This is a genomic window from Geomicrobium sp. JCM 19038, assembly GCF_000698125.1.
GTDB lineage: Bacteria > Bacillota > Bacilli > Bacillales > Marinococcaceae > Geomicrobium_A.
Window position 1 is genome coordinate 173,872 of the sequence record NZ_BAXA01000001.1, and the last position, 14,047, is coordinate 187,918.

Genomic DNA, 14,047 nt, shown 5'->3' on the forward strand with positions numbered 1-14,047 from the left:
ATTAAGTTTTTTTAGGTCATCAACAAAAAATATGCAAAAATTGAGAAAGTGGATTACTATTATAAAAGAAAGAAATAAAACGATATTGAGGTCTAGATATGTGGGTAATCTTAGGGGTTATTGCAATCGTTGCAACTTTTATAAATCTTTATCTGTATAAAGCAGGTAAGGATTATAAGCTTGCTATGGCATTGGGATTGTCATTTACAGCATTAACACTTTGTGCAGAATATAGTCTCGTATCTCAGTGGGTGAAAGTCGAAGATTGGGCTGCATTATTGGATGTGGTACCGAGCATGGAACGGGCTTTATGGTTTTTGACAATGGTCTCCATCACGCTGAATATAGCACCGATCATTTTAGAGCTAAAAGGTAAGAGATAAAAACTCATGGTTACTCTATCAATCGTTTAAAAGACAAAAAACAGATCTTCCATTTTTGTGGAATTTCTGTTTTTTCTATGAATGTGATTAGTAAACGTCACTACCTTTTCGTAAAAAATAACAAAATAAAAGAAGGAATCTGTAGTTCATTGTCGAATTTGTACGATTGAGAGAGTTGACACGAAGCAAGAAAGGAAGGTGAAGCATTGGGTGGAATCGTGTATGAAGATGTTCATTCATTGTTCCAAGCGGCATTTTTAGAACGTGCGACAGATGTGCATTTTCATCCGCTTAAAGAGCAAACACTCGTCTATTTTCGGAAACAAGGGGTTTTATTGGAACATAGTCGCCTTCCACGCAAACTTAGCGACAAGCTTATTGCACATTTGAAGTTCCAGTCAGGCATGGATATTGGGGAGCGAAGGATGCCTCAAGACGGTTCGCTATCGTTTCAGTTTGGTGAAGAACACGTTGCGATTCGGCTTTCAACGATGCCCATTACCTTTGGTGAACGCTTAGCTGCTCGATTACTTCCGCTTTCAAATCAATATCAAATCGAGACCCTAACGACGGACGTTAGCGCTAAGAATCAACTGCAGCAATTTTGTACACTTACCCACGGATTAATTCTACTCACAGGGCCAACGGGTTCTGGTAAGACAACAACGATGTATGCCCTTCTTGAAGAAGTATCAAACGATCAACTCCGCCACATCATTTCTGTAGAAGACCCTATTGAAAAACCCAATCCACTTTATACCCAATTGCAAGTGAATGAACAAGCTGGATTAAGTTATGCGAACGCATTAAAGGCGGCGCTTCGTCACGATCCGGATGTGCTTATGATCGGAGAGGTTCGAGATGAAATAACCGCCAAAATTGCAGTGAGAGCCGCAATGACAGGTCATCTCGTACTCACGTCGTTACACACGAGACATCCTGCAGGTGCACTCGTTAGGTTAATGGAATTTGGCCTTAGCACAAATTATTTGTATGAAAGTGTCGTTGCTGTTGTATCACAAACACTTGTTGCTGATCCGTCAGGTAGGATGGCTTCTTATCAATTTTTAAGTGGTGAGCCTTTGCAGACGCAACTCGCACGTTGCCAAGAGCAGAATTTACTGGACCATGAATTGCCACTCGGTACGTATGTATGAAGAAAAAGTGGAAAGCAAGTGACAAAGCGAACTTTTTCTTGAATTTAAGTCGTCTGCTTGAACGCGGGTACACGTTGCATCACGGTGCCTCGTTATTAGGGATACAAGACGGTCCTTATGCGAAATCAATCATTGCGAATTGGTTGAAGGCACTCGGGGAAGGAAAGTCTTGGGGAGAGGCGTTGGAGCGATTAGAATTGCCTAACGATATTCAAGCTTATTTATTTTTTTCAGAACGATATGGACGACTAAATCGAGGGTTTTATTATGCAGGACGGATGTTAAAAGAGCGTGAAAAAATCAAACAACAATTCATGACAATTGCAAGGTATCCAATTTTGTTAATTTGGATCATCGCAATGTTATTTTCCTTTATGGTTTTCTTCGTGTTTCCTCAATTCGAAGCGTTATTTCAAACGATGGATATTGAATACCCCGCAATTACAACGATGACCTTCCTATTTTTTCAATCGATTCCTTATGGTTTTCTTCTGCTTTTGATCGTGTTCACAATCGGTGTGATCTATTATTATGGGTCATTTAAGAACAAAACGAGCCTAGAACAATATAAGTTCATACTAAAAATTCCCCTCATTAATCGACTGCTTCGTATGTATGTGACGTATTCTTTTAGCCTCCAGTTCGGGCAATTGTTAAAAGGGGGATTGCACGTTTTAGATGTGCTTACTGTGTTTGTCGACCAAAGCCGCCTGTCTATTCTTAAAGAAGAAGGAGAACGAATGAAAGAAGAATTAAACGAAGGGTTGCAGTTTTCAGACGTTGTCGTGAACAGTGGTTGCTACACAGCAGAATTTAAAGAAATTATTCAACACGGTCAGCAAACGGGAAAACTTGCAGATGATTTGATCCACTATAGTGAAATGCTTTGGAATGATTTATTACAACGTGTGCAGCAAATCACGATGACAATTCAGCCGATATTATTTCTCGTTATTGGACTGTTTATGTTGTTGCTCTTTCTGTCTATATTCTTACCGATTTTTCAATTGATAACGTCGATCGACGCCTATTAAAGGAGGGTAATATGTTAATCAATGAACAAAAGCGAAGCGAAGTGGAGCATGCACTTGAACGACTTGAACAGCGGATGCATCGACTTGAAATTCAGCAATGTTTAGACATAGAGCTGCTGCTGAAACGCATGTATGAGAGGGAACAGCGATGATGAATCTAATCCGGCGTTTTTACCATGATCAAAAAGGGTTTACGCTTATTGAAATGATGATCGTGTTGCTGATTATTTCAATTTTGTTGCTCGTCGCGGTTCCCAATATGGTGAAAAATAGCGATGTTGCACATTCAAAAAGTTGTGAAGCAACGGTCGATCTCATTCAATCTCAAGTCGGTAGTTTTTCAGTGGAATCAGGGAAGAGGGCCGAAGACATTACATTGAATGATCTATCAGGCTATATCGAGCGAACAACGTGTTCAGACGGGACAGAGTTAGAAATTGTAAACGGTATTGTGCGTGCAAAAACGTCTAATTCGTAAAGAAGGCTTTACACTCATTGAAATGGCGATTGTCTTGTTGATCGTAAGTATTTGTGCGTTCGTCTCAGTTGCTATTTCAACGGAGTTAATGAAACAACGAGCAACAGATGCTTTTATCGAGCAATTCGTCACGGATTTGTATTTTGCTCAGCAACAGGCGATGGCGAACAGTCAGACGGTGCATGTACACGTTCAGACAGAAGCGTTACTGTACGAAGTGAAGATGGATGATCGTGTGCTCCGTTCTCATCCATTTCCTGAAGACATGCGGGCAGCGGGATTAACGATGGCTCCGGATCAAATCATGTTTCGAACGAATGGTAATTTACGGTATTCAGGCTCATTTCAATTTGAAGGAAAACGTCACAATTATCGATTTGTGTTTTTGATCGGTTCAGGGAGATTTTATTATGTTAAATCAAAGTCAAGGGTTCACACTCATTGAAGTTGTCTCGGCGTTGTTGTTGCTGTCAATTTTAAGTGCCAGTATCGTACCAGTTTTGCATGCGATTTATGAAGAGAGAGCCGACGTGTCTCATGAATTTAAAGCCATATCCATGCTCATTAGTGATGAAAAGGCGACCGGAACGATGTATCAATCGTTTACCGATGGTGAAGTACAGTGTCTTTCTTGGGAGCATTGGCGTAAAAGGGAGCGATCCGTTTGTCTCGAACTTCCATGAATAATCAAGGGTTTACACTGCTTGAAACGGTGATCGCGATGATGATTTTCTTTTCAATTCTGTATGTCGTCCCTCTACTTTATGGCGCGATCCATCCTCCGCAAAGTGAACGAGGTGAGCAACGTCAAGAGCTACTCGTATTATTTCAACAACTACAAAAAGAAAGTCTTTATAGTGTGTCTTATGACATTCCAAACCCGCATCGTTTAGAAATGACGGATGTTGAAGGGACGGTGCGAACGATCCAAATGCAAAATAACCAACTGATTATGAGAGTGAACAATCAAGGTCATACGATTATGTTGAACGCTTTAGAGCGCTTTGAAGTTCGCAGAGTAAATAGAGGAGTTGTCATTACAATTACCCTTCAGAATGAGCGTCATTCGCTTTCACTTTCAGACGTGATCATCGAGAAAGGAGAATGGCTATCGGTGAAAAGGGAGCTATAATGCCGTTGATCCTCGTGTTGTGTTTTGTGTTCAGCGCGCTCGTTGCAACGCAAGCGCTTCTTTTTTTAACAGAAAAACAAATGGTTACGTCGTATCAGCATTATATGCAAGCCTCACTGCTCATCGAGAAGTCAAAAAAAGAGTGGTGGCGGCAGTTTGAACGTGGTGATGACAAGCGAGCGGGCACGTATCGCTATGATTCTGGAACAGTGAGTTATACACAAAAAGCGGCGAGTAGTGATTACGATGAAGTCGTGTTCACATCGAAAACGACTGCCGACACGACATTTGTTCATCGGTTTTACATTATGCGAATCGACGTTGAAGAAGATGAAGCGAATGAAGACGATTATGAACCTTCCAACCACGAGTTGGAAGGTCTTTTAGGTTTAACAATCGTTTCGTTTGCATAAAATAAGAACAAATGTTCTTTAAAAGGTGGTGGAGGTCTTTGCAAACCATTCTCGAGACATCGTGTGTAAAACGTCAGAAGCTTTGTATGATCTACAAAAGTGAAGGTGGTAATTTCACGAAGCGAGTCGTACGTATTCAAACGTATGACGACCGTTTAATAAATGCGTGGTGCTTTAAGAGTCAAGCGTATCGACGATTTTTACGGAAAAATATTTTGGCAATCGAACCTGTAAATACGTATGGATAAATCGTCACAAAACCGTCAATGATAAGGAAAAGGAGTTGATCTAGATGAACCCGAATCCTTATTTGAAATATCTAGTTGAATCATTTCTAAAAGGGCTAGAGAACTTTTTTTCGCATGAAACAAGTTATTGGGAGCGCAGAAAGACGCGAAAGAAAAGGAAAGTAAAGCTGTTTACAATGTTTGGAATGGTGCCGACTGCAATGAAAATTTCGTACCGTCAAGCAAGAAAAAAACAGCCGACACGTTTTATCTTGGCAAACCGCAGGGAAAAGTAATTTACAACGACACAAAAATTCATATATAATGTGAGTATCGAGATGGACAATCTTTTGAGTTTCGCAGCAAGGAGGGAACAATATGAACAACGAAATGGGCCGGATGTTCCGTGTTATGGGGTTCTGGACAGGGATCTTTGCTGTCTTGTTCTTCGTCGGGAACATGTATGAAATGGCACTTATTTTCTTTGCGAATACGGCAGCTTTTGTTGGATTAGGCTTTATGAACTTGTCAGAGCGTAATTACATTTACATCTTTGGCGCTTACTTAACACTGTTTATGGTTGTGTTTTCCGTATACTCGATTTTCATTATGGAACCGTCATTTGGCCACTAAACAAAATGAACATACATAAAAGGCGGTTTTGGCCGCCTTTTCGAATGTTCTATAGACCGTTTAAAAACGGGTTTTGTTCCGTTTCTTGTTGAATTGTTGTAGTTGGTCCGTGACCTGGAGCTACTTCTGTCGTTTCGGGAAGTTCTAGCAACTTCTCGTGAATACTTAAAAGGAGCTCTTCGTGATTTCCACCTGGAAGATCGGTTCTGCCGATCCCTCCTTGGAAAAGCACGTCTCCAGAGAACACAGTACCTGACGATGCATGATAATAAGAGACACTCCCTGGTGAATGCCCTGGAGTATGGTAAACGTCAAATGCGAAATTACCGACTTGAAGGTTTCCTTCATCTGTGATCAGCTTCTCAGCTGCCTTTACGGTGAACCCTTGTCCGTTTAGGAAGTTACTTGAACGGTTCAGTTCATCGTCTGTTAGCCAATCTGCTTCGATTTCGTGAATATAAACGGGAATGTTAAACGCTTCTCGGATATGATCGACCGCACCGATATGATCAAAGTGTGCGTGTGTAAGCAAGATGGCAACCGGTTGTAACGAAGCGTTTCGTATTGCCGTTTCAAATGCTTCACCGTCCCCACCAGGATCGAAGATGATAGCTTCTAGGTTTTCATTGTAAAGCACATAAGCATTGGTTTGCAGGGGCCCTAAGGGCACTTGAGACCATTTCATTTAATGAATCCACTCCTTTTCCTATTTCAATGCTATTGTACACAGTCGCATTGTTTTTGAAAAGGAATGGCGCTCTTACGTGTTGAACTTTACGATAACTTCTTTGTAAGGAGAGAATGAATTATGGCAATGGGTTCAATTACATTAGCGGTTGCGATTCTTTCAGCGATTGCATTAGTTAGAGAATTAAAGCGTCGTAACTTCCTTGGAGTTGCGGTTTCACTAGCGAGTATTCTCGTTTTCGGATTCTTTGGGATCATGACGCTAATTACAGGTGCTCCAGAAGCATAACGAACAAAAAGGCTGTTCACAATGTCAATGACGTTGTGAACAGCCTTTTTTATTTTTACGAACTTTGAAGGTAAAACACCCCGCCATTAATAAAGTTGAGTTCAATGGCTGGTTGGTATTGTTCTTTGATTGCCATTTGCTCTAACTGATAGGCTTCTTGATCACTTGCTTCTTGATCTTGGTAGAAACGATCAAGAAGCAATAAATCCTCTTCCATACGCCGTACAGCTTCGTCTGCCCACGCATGCTTTGTTGAAGAAAGTTCCTTTAGAACGTATTGTTTAATGCGAGCGACGGCACTTTTCGGTTGGATGAGTCCAGCCATTTTAAATGCCATTTCTGGGATGCTCGATTGAACATTACGCTTACGCAAGACGTCCATAAAGTTATCTACCGTTTCACCATTAATAAGTTGGACGCCAAATGAGCGTAATTCATCTCTTCTACGGTGACATGTGTACGAAATACGAACGTTTAAACAGAGCCAAGGATATAGTGCTGTCCGAGAATGAGGAGCAGTCTGCTCGTAAAGTCTCGTAAACCTTCCTTTATTTAAAGCAGAAGAGAAAAACTGATGCAATCTTGGTGAGCCGAAGTGAATTTTCTCAAATCCAGTTGTGCTCTCGACGTTTGTTGTCATTCGCATTTGCATCGGTTGCGGAGTTGCTCCGGTTTTATCAAGGTAATGCCAATAAAACGGTCGATTCATTAACTCTTCATCAAGTTCACGTGTCAGTTGTACTTCAATGTCTTCGGGACTTCGTGATAAAAATTGTGCACCTGACGTTGTTAAGTAGCGCTCAATGTAACGATGGACTTTCGCTTGATTCACCTTATGCACCTCCTTTTTTCATATACGTTGACAATTGTTGAAGCTTTTCTTGCGCGATCACTTCGGAGTCTTCGGAGAGCGCATCTTGAACGTAGTCTTCAAGCTTAGTGGATTGTGAGCGTTCTAAGATGTCATCGAGGTGTCCGATGACGCCTTCAAACATTTCAATTTTCTCGTAAAGAAGTCTTAGAATCCGCTCTTCGATCGTATTGCCGACGGCATAGTTTGTAATGTGTACTTCGTGAACTTGACCGAGTCGATGGATTCGACCAATTCGTTGCTCGACACGCATCGGATTCCACGGCAGGTCGTAGTTAATCATATGGTGACAAAACTGCAAGTTAAGCCCTTCACCGCCAGCTTCCGTTGCGATCATTACTTGTGCATAGTCGCGGAATAGTTGGCGCATCCAATCTTTTTTGCTTCGTTTAAAGCCTCCTCTAAAAGGAACGGACTTAATGCCGTTCTGTTGAAGAAACCACTGCAAATACGCTTGAGTAGCACGGTACTCGGTGAAGATAATCGTTTTTTCTTTGCTTTCGTGAAGTTGCTTTAGTACGTGCTCTGCTTTTGCATTTCGATTCGCTTGTTGCATCTTTGTAATTAACGGTTGTACGAGTTCCTCACTAAGAAACCCTTTTTTTAACATGTTAGACAGTGTGACGCCTAACGCTTGTTTACTTGAACACGTTTCACGTAGAAGTGTCGTCAGTGATAAACCGTGCATGTTCGTGTCTTTCAGTCGTTTCACTTCTTCATACAAGTCAATTTCCTCGTTCGTAAATGTGACCATGTAGTTTTCTACGTTGCGCTTTTTCCAGTCGATTTTCGTATCTGCTCTGCGGTTGCGGACCATCACGTGTTGAACGAGTGTTTTAATGTCGTCGTTACTCAAGTCTTTTTGGTCTTCTTTGTATTGGCGTTTGAATGATTGTTCATCGCTAAATGACCAGGCTTTAAGATTGAGACGAGATGAAACAGTTCTTCAATGCGATTTTGAACAGGCGTGGCTGTGAGTAGGAGGCAGAATCGTTTTTTTAGTTGTCGGATAAATTCATAGTTTTTTGTGCTTGCGTTTTTAAGTTTGTGTGCTTCATCGATAATAATCATGTCGTAAGGTTGTTGTAGTACGATGTCACGGTGAGGTTGTCTTTTGGCCGTTTCCATCGATGCGACAACAACATCTGCTTGTTCCCAAACATACGATTTTTTTTGTGGGATGGCAGGGATGTGGAATTTCTCGTTTAACTCGCTCGACCATTGATTTACTAGTGACGCGGGTGCTAGGATTAATACTTTTTTTACGAGACCACGAATCATATATTCTTTCAGCACGAGTCCGGCTTCGATCGTTTTTCCAAGACCAACTTCGTCTGCTAATATAGCCTTGCCATTCATGTCTTCCACAACCCGGCGAGCGGTTTCTAATTGATGCTCGTACGGGGTTAAGTTCGGTAAGTATGATGGAGCAACGAGTCCATCAAACGATGGCACAGCACGATGTTCTTCTGCTTCGAACGCTAAATTAAACATTTCCCAAGAAGCGAATGGACCGTCGTTGTCGAGGCGCTTTTGAAATTCTTGTTCCCAATCAGTAGAAAAGTCAATATCGATATACATGTACTCTCCTCATTTACGATAAAATCATTGGCAGTCGGTTAGCATGATGCTAAACTAGCAATATAGTACGTACGAGTAGTAAAGATTTCGTAGTCGCAACATACTTCATAGTATGTAATTTTCCTAAGCTTTCTATACAACTGAATCATTGGCGGATGATGACAGAGGGAGAGTTCGCAAGTTTCAAAGCGGCGCCGAAGGAGCAAGCACGACATGTGTGAATCTCTCAGGCAAAAGTACTTCTGTTTGACGCAACTCTGGAGAGTGCTCATGTAATGAGCCACCCACGAAGACACACCGATGATTGAATCATCGGAAGAAACTTTCTGGTCAACGGACAGAGCTTTTCAACGATTGTTGGAGAGTTCTGTCTTTTTTTATCAAAGAATTGTGGAGGCGATGACAAACGTGACGAATTTGCGTACAGCTTTATACGATGCACACGTAGACTTAGGCGCAAAAATGGTGCCATTTGGTGGATGGGAGATGCCCGTTCAGTATACATCGATTAAAGAAGAGCACTATGCCGTTCGAAATCATGTAGGGCTCTTTGATGTCTCTCATATGGGCGAAGCTTTTGTTGAAGGAGAGGGCGCACTAGAGACGTTACAAACGGTCATGACAAATGATGTATCAAAGCTAACACCGGGAAAAGCTCAATACTCACTCATGTGTACAGAACAAGGTGGAACGGTTGACGATTTACTCGTTTATTGTTTTGATAACGAACGTTACCTCGTGATCCCGAATGCAGCAAATCGAAACAAAGACATTGAGTGGATCAAAAAACATCAAAAACCGAATACGACGATTACAGACGTTTCTGATGACTATGCACTATTAGCGTTGCAAGGTCCGAAATCTGAAGAGGTATTACAATCACTCGTTTCTGAACCTTTGAACGAGCTTGGATTTTTTCAATTTTTAGCTGAATCGAAGCTTCTCAATACATCTGCGATCATTTCAAGAAGTGGGTATACCGGAGAAGATGGATTTGAAATTTATTGCAAATCAGAAGATGCGAAAACGATTTGGGATGCACTCCTTAAACAAGAAGTGACTCCTTGTGGTCTCGGGGCAAGAGATACACTTCGACTAGAGGCGCGTTTGCATTATACGGTCAAGAATTGTCAGACTCAATTAGCCCACTTGAAGCAAAGCTAGGGTTTGCTGTTAAAACGAAAAAGACTCAGCCGTTTATTGGTCAAAAAGTCTTGCAAGAAGAAAAGGAACAAGGTGCTAAGCGCAACTCGTTGGCATTGAAATGATTGGCAAAGGCATACCGAGAACCGATTATCCTGTGTACAACGAACGAGAAGAAATGATCGGTCATGTGACAAGTGGTACTCAATCGCCAACACTTGGTACGAATGTAGGACTTGCACTACTTGATGAAGCTTACGCTGCCATTGACACGACTGTCCGTGTTGGCATAAGAAAGCGAATTGTTGAAGCGAAAGTCATCCAAACACCGTTTTATAAACGCTAGGAGGGAAAGCATGTCAAACCATCGTTATTTACCAATGACTGAAGAAGATCGTAAAGAAATGTTGCAAGTAGTTGGGGCAAACGACGTCGCCGATTTATTTGCGGATATTCCAACAAAAGTACGTCCGGCAGCACCTATGACTATTAAACCAGCATTAAAAGAGCGTGATTTACTTAAGCACTTTACAGAGTTAAGCAATCGAAATGTGTCAACGAAGGATTTCCCGTCGTTTTTAGGAGCGGGTGTCTACGATCACCATATCCCAGCAACCGTTGATGCCGTTATTTCTCGTTCGGAATTCTACACTGCTTATACGCCATACCAACCGGAAATTTCTCAAGGTGAATTGCAAGCAATTTTTGAATTCCAGACGATGATTGCAGAGATTACAGGAATGGACCTTGCGAATTCCTCTATGTATGACGGTCATACGGCTCTTGCTGAAGCGGTCGTAATGGTTGCAGGTCATCTCAAAATGAAAAAACAACGCGTGCTCGTCTCTGACACTGTACATCCAGAAGCACGTGATGTGATTGATACGTATGTATTAGGCCCAAGATTGAATGTCGCTTCTGTGAATGAATCGAAAGGTAAGACAGACGTAAGTGACCTAAAAGAAAAGCTTGATGATGACGTGTGCGCGGTCGTCGTACAATACCCGAACTTCTACGGTGGAATTGAAGATTTAAAAGCGATTCGCGAGGCGTGTGATGAATCGGGTGCGATGATGATTGTAAAAAGCAACCCTCTCGCATTAGGTGTGTTAACACCACCAGGAGCGTTTGGAGCAGACGTTGTAGTTGGGGATACACAGCCATTTGGTATTCCTAGTCAGTACGGCGGACCTCACTGTGGCTACTTTGCAACGAAAAAAGCGTTAATGCGAAAAGTACCTGGTCGTCTTGTAGGGCAAACAGTTGATGAAGATGGAACGCGTGGGTTTGTGCTCACGTTACAAGCGAGAGAACAACATATTCGAAGAGACAAAGCAACATCGAATATTTGTTCAAACCAAGCGTTAAATGCCCTTGGTAGTTCAGTTGCGATGACGGCACTTGGAAAGAGCGGATTAAAGGAACTTGCTGTTCACAATTTGAAAAAGGCGCATTATGCAAAACAACAAATTGAAAATGCTGGATTTACGATCGTCAACGAAGGCCCTCATTTCAATGAATTTGTTGTTGATGTCGGAAGTAACGTTGTTGATGTAAACAAAAAGCTCATCGATAAAGGATTTATTGGAGGCTTAGATCTTGGTCGATTTGATCAAGCAAATGTCAATCATATGCTCGTTTGTGTAACAGAGATGCGAACTAAAGAAGAGATTGATCGATTCGTTAAAGCATTGGAGGAGAGCAAATGAGAACGAAAGAGCAACCGCTTATTTTTGAACTAAGTCGTAAAGGTCGTAAAGGCGATTCCCTTCCAGAACTAGATGTACCTGAAGTGTCAGTCGAAGAATTGCTTGAGGATTCCTACATTCGAAAAGAAGAAGCAAAGTTACCAGAAGTGTCTGAGCTTCAACTCGTTCGCCATTATACGGCGCTTTCTAACCGGAATTTTGGTGTTGATTCTGGGTTTTATCCTCTCGGTTCTTGTACGATGAAATACAACCCGAAAGTCAATGAAGTCGTCGCAAGAATGCCAGGTTTGTCTCACATTCATCCGTATCAGCCTGAAGAGCAAGTGCAAGGGGCATTAGAATTGATGCACGAATTGCAAGAGTCATTAGCTGAAATGACTGGGATGAAAGAAGTGACGTTGCAATCAGCAGCAGGTGCTCAAGGAGAATGGACTGGATTAATGATGATCCGGGCGTTCCATGAAGCTAATGGTGATGTTGAGCGTACAAAAGTGATTGTACCTGACTCGGCTCACGGTACGAACCCAGCATCGGCGAGTGTCGCTGGTTTTGATTCTGTGACGGTGCGTACGGATGAGCGAGGTCTCGTTGACTTAGAACATTTACGTGAAGTTGTTGGTAAGGATACGGCAGCACTCATGCTCACGAATCCAAATACACTCGGATTATTTGAAGAAGACATCGTGCAAATGGCTGAAATTATTCACAGTGCCGGTGGTAAATTGTATTATGATGGAGCGAATTCTAACGCTATTTTAGATAAAGCACGTCCTGGTGATATGGGCTTTGACGTTGTGCATTTGAACTTGCATAAAACGTTCACCGGCCCTCACGGAGGCGGTGGGCCTGGGAGTGGACCAGTCGGAGTTAAAGAAGATTTAGTGCCATTTTTACCAAAGCCACTCCTTATTAAAAAAGAAGATCAATATACGTGGGATTACGATCGTCCACAGTCAATCGGCCGTGTCAAGCCGTTTTATGGAAACTTCGGTATCAACGTACGTGCATATTCTTATATTCGTACAATGGGTCCAGAAGGCTTAAAGCAAGTATCTGAAGATGCGGTTTTAAACGCGAACTATTTAATGAAGCTTCTTGAGCCGTATTATGATGTACCGTACCCGCAATATTGCAAGCATGAATTTGTCGTGTCAGCAAAACGCCAAAAAGATCAAGGCGTACGTGCATTGGATATTGCAAAACGCCTGCTTGATTATGGGTATCATCCACCGACGATGTACTTCCCATTAAATGTAGAAGAGTGCATGATGATTGAACCGACGGAGACAGAGTCGAAAGAAACGTTGGATGAATTTGCTGACGCCTTGATTGCCATTAGTAAAGAAGTAGAAGAGAACCCTGATTATGTATTAGAAGCGCCGCATCACACTGTTATTTCAAGACTCGATGAAACGACAGCGGCACGAAAGCCAATTTTAAAACATGAGCAATAATAAAAACGAAGCACAAACTCACAGTTTGAGTTTGTGCTTCGTTTTAATGAGAACGTCGACGTTCTTGTTCATTTTTTAATTTTTCAGGAGTTACATCTGTACCTTCTTCGTCAACGACGGTCACATTAGAGATCGTGTCTTTTACTTGGCCACGAATATAGCGAGGTATTCTTGTCTAAGTTTCGCTTGCTCGTTCTGCTCATCCTCAGTTAAGCCAATTTCTTTGGACTTTTTGGCAAGTTCGTTAATGCGTTCAATAATTGGAATCATCGTGTGCTCCTTCCATTGATCTTTCATTTATACGTAACGATTGTAATTACATGCATACTTAAAGAGATAATTTTATCATTTGTTTGTAACGTTTGCAATAAAATGCCCTTTCTAATGAATGAAAGGGCATTGGCTTATTTCTTCTTCACTTTTCCTGTCCATTTACGAAAGCCACCCTTTAAGTAGAAAAGACGATCGTTGTTCGTCTTTTTCTTAATCATACGAGCAGCTTGACGGCTTCTTGCTCCAGAGTGGTCATACAAATACACGTCTTGGTCAGGACGAACTTCAGACAAACGTTGTTTTAATTGGGAAAGTGGAATATTCCGGGCGCCTAAAATGTGGCCGCCATCGAATTCCCTTTGTTCACGCACGTCAATTAATTGGGATTTACGGTATCCTTGAATAAATTGATCTTGCGTTAATGGGCTTAAGAATTTCGGTGTTGATAGTCTTCTAAACAAAAAAACAATCAAGAAACCAATTAATAGCCCCCATAAAATATAACTGATCACGTTCATAACATCCATGTATGTTCCCCCTACGAAAAGCTAGTACATCCTTTTCTATTATAAGTCGGAACTGC

Annotated in this window: 18 protein-coding genes, 3 pseudogenes and 1 riboswitch; of the genes and pseudogenes, 16 read left to right on the forward strand and 5 right to left on the reverse strand. The window is 41.7% G+C overall.

Features of this window, described 5'->3' with window-relative positions; all coding sequences use genetic code 11:
• Window positions 1-98: 98 nt before the first annotated feature.
• The 12 genes from JCM19038_RS00925 to JCM19038_RS00975 all read left to right on the forward strand — a co-directional run bounded on the left by JCM19038_RS00925 (window position 99) and on the right by JCM19038_RS00975 (window position 5,457).
• Window positions 99-383, forward strand: coding sequence for a hypothetical protein (locus tag JCM19038_RS00925; protein ID WP_042413557.1), 285 nt, complete (start codon window positions 99-101; stop codon window positions 381-383).
• Window positions 384-589: 206 nt separating this feature from the next.
• Entirely contained in the window at window positions 590-1,540 is a 951-nt protein-coding gene (gene comGA / locus JCM19038_RS00930; RefSeq protein ID WP_052360893.1) for a competence type IV pilus ATPase ComGA, read from the forward strand.
• The gene (comGB, locus tag JCM19038_RS00935; protein WP_042413560.1) at window positions 1,537-2,574 is read left to right on the forward strand and encodes a competence type IV pilus assembly protein ComGB; all 1,038 of its coding nucleotides are present in this window, start codon (window positions 1,537-1,539) and stop codon (window positions 2,572-2,574) included. The genes comGA and comGB overlap by 4 nt, the downstream gene beginning before the upstream one ends.
• Window positions 2,575-2,585: 11 nt before the next feature.
• A complete protein-coding gene (locus JCM19038_RS22545; RefSeq protein WP_193745009.1) occupies window positions 2,586-2,726 on the forward strand; it encodes a hypothetical protein in 141 nt (46 codons plus the stop codon).
• On the forward strand, window positions 2,723-3,052 hold the full coding sequence (comGC, locus tag JCM19038_RS00940; RefSeq protein WP_042413562.1) for a competence type IV pilus major pilin ComGC: 330 nt from the start codon (window positions 2,723-2,725) through the stop codon (window positions 3,050-3,052). Before JCM19038_RS22545 ends, comGC begins: the two co-directional genes overlap by 4 nt.
• Window positions 3,030-3,497 carry a competence type IV pilus minor pilin ComGD gene (gene comGD / locus JCM19038_RS00945; RefSeq protein ID WP_042413566.1) on the forward strand — a complete coding sequence of 156 codons (468 nt, stop codon included), beginning with the start codon at window positions 3,030-3,032 and terminating at the stop codon, window positions 3,495-3,497. Before comGC ends, comGD begins: the two co-directional genes overlap by 23 nt.
• Window positions 3,463-3,735 (forward strand): prepilin-type N-terminal cleavage/methylation domain-containing protein, encoded by a 273-nt coding sequence (locus JCM19038_RS00950; RefSeq protein ID WP_042413569.1) that lies wholly within the window; start codon window positions 3,463-3,465, stop codon window positions 3,733-3,735. The genes comGD and JCM19038_RS00950 overlap by 35 nt, the downstream gene beginning before the upstream one ends.
• On the forward strand, window positions 3,717-4,184 hold the full coding sequence (locus tag JCM19038_RS00955) for a competence type IV pilus minor pilin ComGF (RefSeq protein WP_152549295.1): 468 nt from the start codon (window positions 3,717-3,719) through the stop codon (window positions 4,182-4,184). Before JCM19038_RS00950 ends, JCM19038_RS00955 begins: the two co-directional genes overlap by 19 nt.
• Window positions 4,157-4,597, forward strand: a complete 441-nt coding sequence (gene comGG / locus JCM19038_RS00960) for a competence type IV pilus minor pilin ComGG (RefSeq protein ID WP_081831511.1) — start codon at window positions 4,157-4,159, stop codon at window positions 4,595-4,597. The genes JCM19038_RS00955 and comGG overlap by 28 nt, the downstream gene beginning before the upstream one ends.
• Before the next feature lie 38 nt (window positions 4,598-4,635).
• Window positions 4,636-4,845: a hypothetical protein gene (locus JCM19038_RS00965; protein WP_042413578.1), complete on the forward strand. Its 210-nt coding sequence runs from the start codon at window positions 4,636-4,638 to the stop codon at window positions 4,843-4,845.
• 44 nt (window positions 4,846-4,889) lie between these two features.
• On the forward strand, window positions 4,890-5,120 hold the full coding sequence (locus JCM19038_RS00970) for a hypothetical protein (RefSeq protein ID WP_042413581.1): 231 nt from the start codon (window positions 4,890-4,892) through the stop codon (window positions 5,118-5,120).
• 94 nt (window positions 5,121-5,214) lie between these two features.
• On the forward strand, window positions 5,215-5,457 hold the full coding sequence (locus tag JCM19038_RS00975; protein ID WP_042359225.1) for a DUF2626 domain-containing protein: 243 nt from the start codon (window positions 5,215-5,217) through the stop codon (window positions 5,455-5,457).
• A 49-nt stretch (window positions 5,458-5,506) separates the two neighbouring features.
• Here JCM19038_RS00975 and JCM19038_RS00980 read toward each other — a convergent pair whose 3' ends face one another.
• On the reverse strand, window positions 5,507-6,142 hold the full coding sequence (locus JCM19038_RS00980) for an MBL fold metallo-hydrolase (protein ID WP_042413584.1): 636 nt from the start codon (window positions 6,140-6,142) through the stop codon (window positions 5,507-5,509).
• A 123-nt stretch (window positions 6,143-6,265) separates the two neighbouring features.
• Between JCM19038_RS00980 and JCM19038_RS21480 the strand changes: the two genes are divergently transcribed.
• Window positions 6,266-6,433 (forward strand): DUF2759 domain-containing protein, encoded by a 168-nt coding sequence (locus tag JCM19038_RS21480; protein ID WP_081831512.1) that lies wholly within the window; start codon window positions 6,266-6,268, stop codon window positions 6,431-6,433.
• Between the two features lie 55 nt (window positions 6,434-6,488).
• Here the strand turns inward: JCM19038_RS21480 and JCM19038_RS00985 are convergent, their stop codons facing one another.
• On the reverse strand, window positions 6,489-7,265 hold the full coding sequence (locus JCM19038_RS00985; protein WP_042413587.1) for a YqhG family protein: 777 nt from the start codon (window positions 7,263-7,265) through the stop codon (window positions 6,489-6,491).
• Window position 7,266: 1 nt separating this feature from the next.
• A pseudogene (locus JCM19038_RS00990) lies at window positions 7,267-8,885 on the reverse strand (DEAD/DEAH box helicase).
• A gap of 155 nt (window positions 8,886-9,040) precedes the next feature.
• Window positions 9,041-9,137, forward strand: a riboswitch (glycine riboswitch).
• Between the two features lie 147 nt (window positions 9,138-9,284).
• Here JCM19038_RS00990 and gcvT point away from each other — a divergent pair.
• The 3 genes and pseudogenes from gcvT (at window position 9,285) to gcvPB (ending at window position 13,191) form a co-directional block, all read left to right on the forward strand.
• Window positions 9,285-10,374, forward strand: a pseudogene (gcvT, locus tag JCM19038_RS00995) (glycine cleavage system aminomethyltransferase GcvT).
• A 10-nt stretch (window positions 10,375-10,384) separates the two neighbouring features.
• Window positions 10,385-11,737 (forward strand): aminomethyl-transferring glycine dehydrogenase subunit GcvPA, encoded by a 1,353-nt coding sequence (gene gcvPA, locus JCM19038_RS01000; protein ID WP_042413591.1) that lies wholly within the window; start codon window positions 10,385-10,387, stop codon window positions 11,735-11,737.
• Window positions 11,734-13,191, forward strand: coding sequence for an aminomethyl-transferring glycine dehydrogenase subunit GcvPB (gene gcvPB, locus JCM19038_RS01005; protein WP_042413594.1), 1,458 nt, complete (start codon window positions 11,734-11,736; stop codon window positions 13,189-13,191). The genes gcvPA and gcvPB overlap by 4 nt, the downstream gene beginning before the upstream one ends.
• 43 nt (window positions 13,192-13,234) lie before the next feature.
• Here the strand turns inward: gcvPB and JCM19038_RS01010 are convergent.
• Both JCM19038_RS01010 and JCM19038_RS01015 read right to left on the reverse strand, forming a co-directional pair.
• Window positions 13,235-13,461: pseudogene (locus JCM19038_RS01010) on the reverse strand (DUF896 domain-containing protein).
• A gap of 134 nt (window positions 13,462-13,595) precedes the next feature.
• Window positions 13,596-13,991, reverse strand: a complete 396-nt coding sequence (locus JCM19038_RS01015; protein WP_370543026.1) for a rhodanese-like domain-containing protein — start codon at window positions 13,989-13,991, stop codon at window positions 13,596-13,598.
• Between the last annotated feature and the right edge of the window lie 56 nt (window positions 13,992-14,047).

What these genes read in the sequence shown, in the direction of transcription:
- JCM19038_RS00925 (WP_042413557.1), top strand. Translation starts at nt 99, where the DNA reads ATGTGGGTAATCTTAGGGGTTATTGCAATCGTTGCAACTTTTATAAAT.
- comGB (WP_042413560.1), top strand. Translation starts at nt 1,537, where the DNA reads ATGAAGAAAAAGTGGAAAGCAAGTGACAAAGCGAACTTTTTCTTGAAT.
- JCM19038_RS22545 (WP_193745009.1), top strand. Translation starts at nt 2,586, where the DNA reads ATGTTAATCAATGAACAAAAGCGAAGCGAAGTGGAGCATGCACTTGAA.
- comGC (WP_042413562.1), top strand. Translation starts at nt 2,723, where the DNA reads ATGATGAATCTAATCCGGCGTTTTTACCATGATCAAAAAGGGTTTACG.
- JCM19038_RS00950 (WP_042413569.1), top strand. Translation starts at nt 3,463, where the DNA reads ATGTTAAATCAAAGTCAAGGGTTCACACTCATTGAAGTTGTCTCGGCG.
- comGG (WP_081831511.1), top strand. Translation starts at nt 4,157, where the DNA reads ATGGCTATCGGTGAAAAGGGAGCTATAATGCCGTTGATCCTCGTGTTG.
- JCM19038_RS00970 (WP_042413581.1), top strand. Translation starts at nt 4,890, where the DNA reads ATGAACCCGAATCCTTATTTGAAATATCTAGTTGAATCATTTCTAAAA.
- JCM19038_RS00975 (WP_042359225.1), top strand. Translation starts at nt 5,215, where the DNA reads ATGGGCCGGATGTTCCGTGTTATGGGGTTCTGGACAGGGATCTTTGCT.
- JCM19038_RS00980 (WP_042413584.1), bottom strand. Translation starts at nt 6,142, where the DNA reads ATGAAATGGTCTCAAGTGCCCTTAGGGCCCCTGCAAACCAATGCTTAT.
- JCM19038_RS21480 (WP_081831512.1), top strand. Translation starts at nt 6,266, where the DNA reads ATGGCAATGGGTTCAATTACATTAGCGGTTGCGATTCTTTCAGCGATT.
- gcvPA (WP_042413591.1), top strand. Translation starts at nt 10,385, where the DNA reads ATGTCAAACCATCGTTATTTACCAATGACTGAAGAAGATCGTAAAGAA.
- gcvPB (WP_042413594.1), top strand. Translation starts at nt 11,734, where the DNA reads ATGAGAACGAAAGAGCAACCGCTTATTTTTGAACTAAGTCGTAAAGGT.
- JCM19038_RS01015 (WP_370543026.1), bottom strand. Translation starts at nt 13,991, where the DNA reads ATGGATGTTATGAACGTGATCAGTTATATTTTATGGGGGCTATTAATT.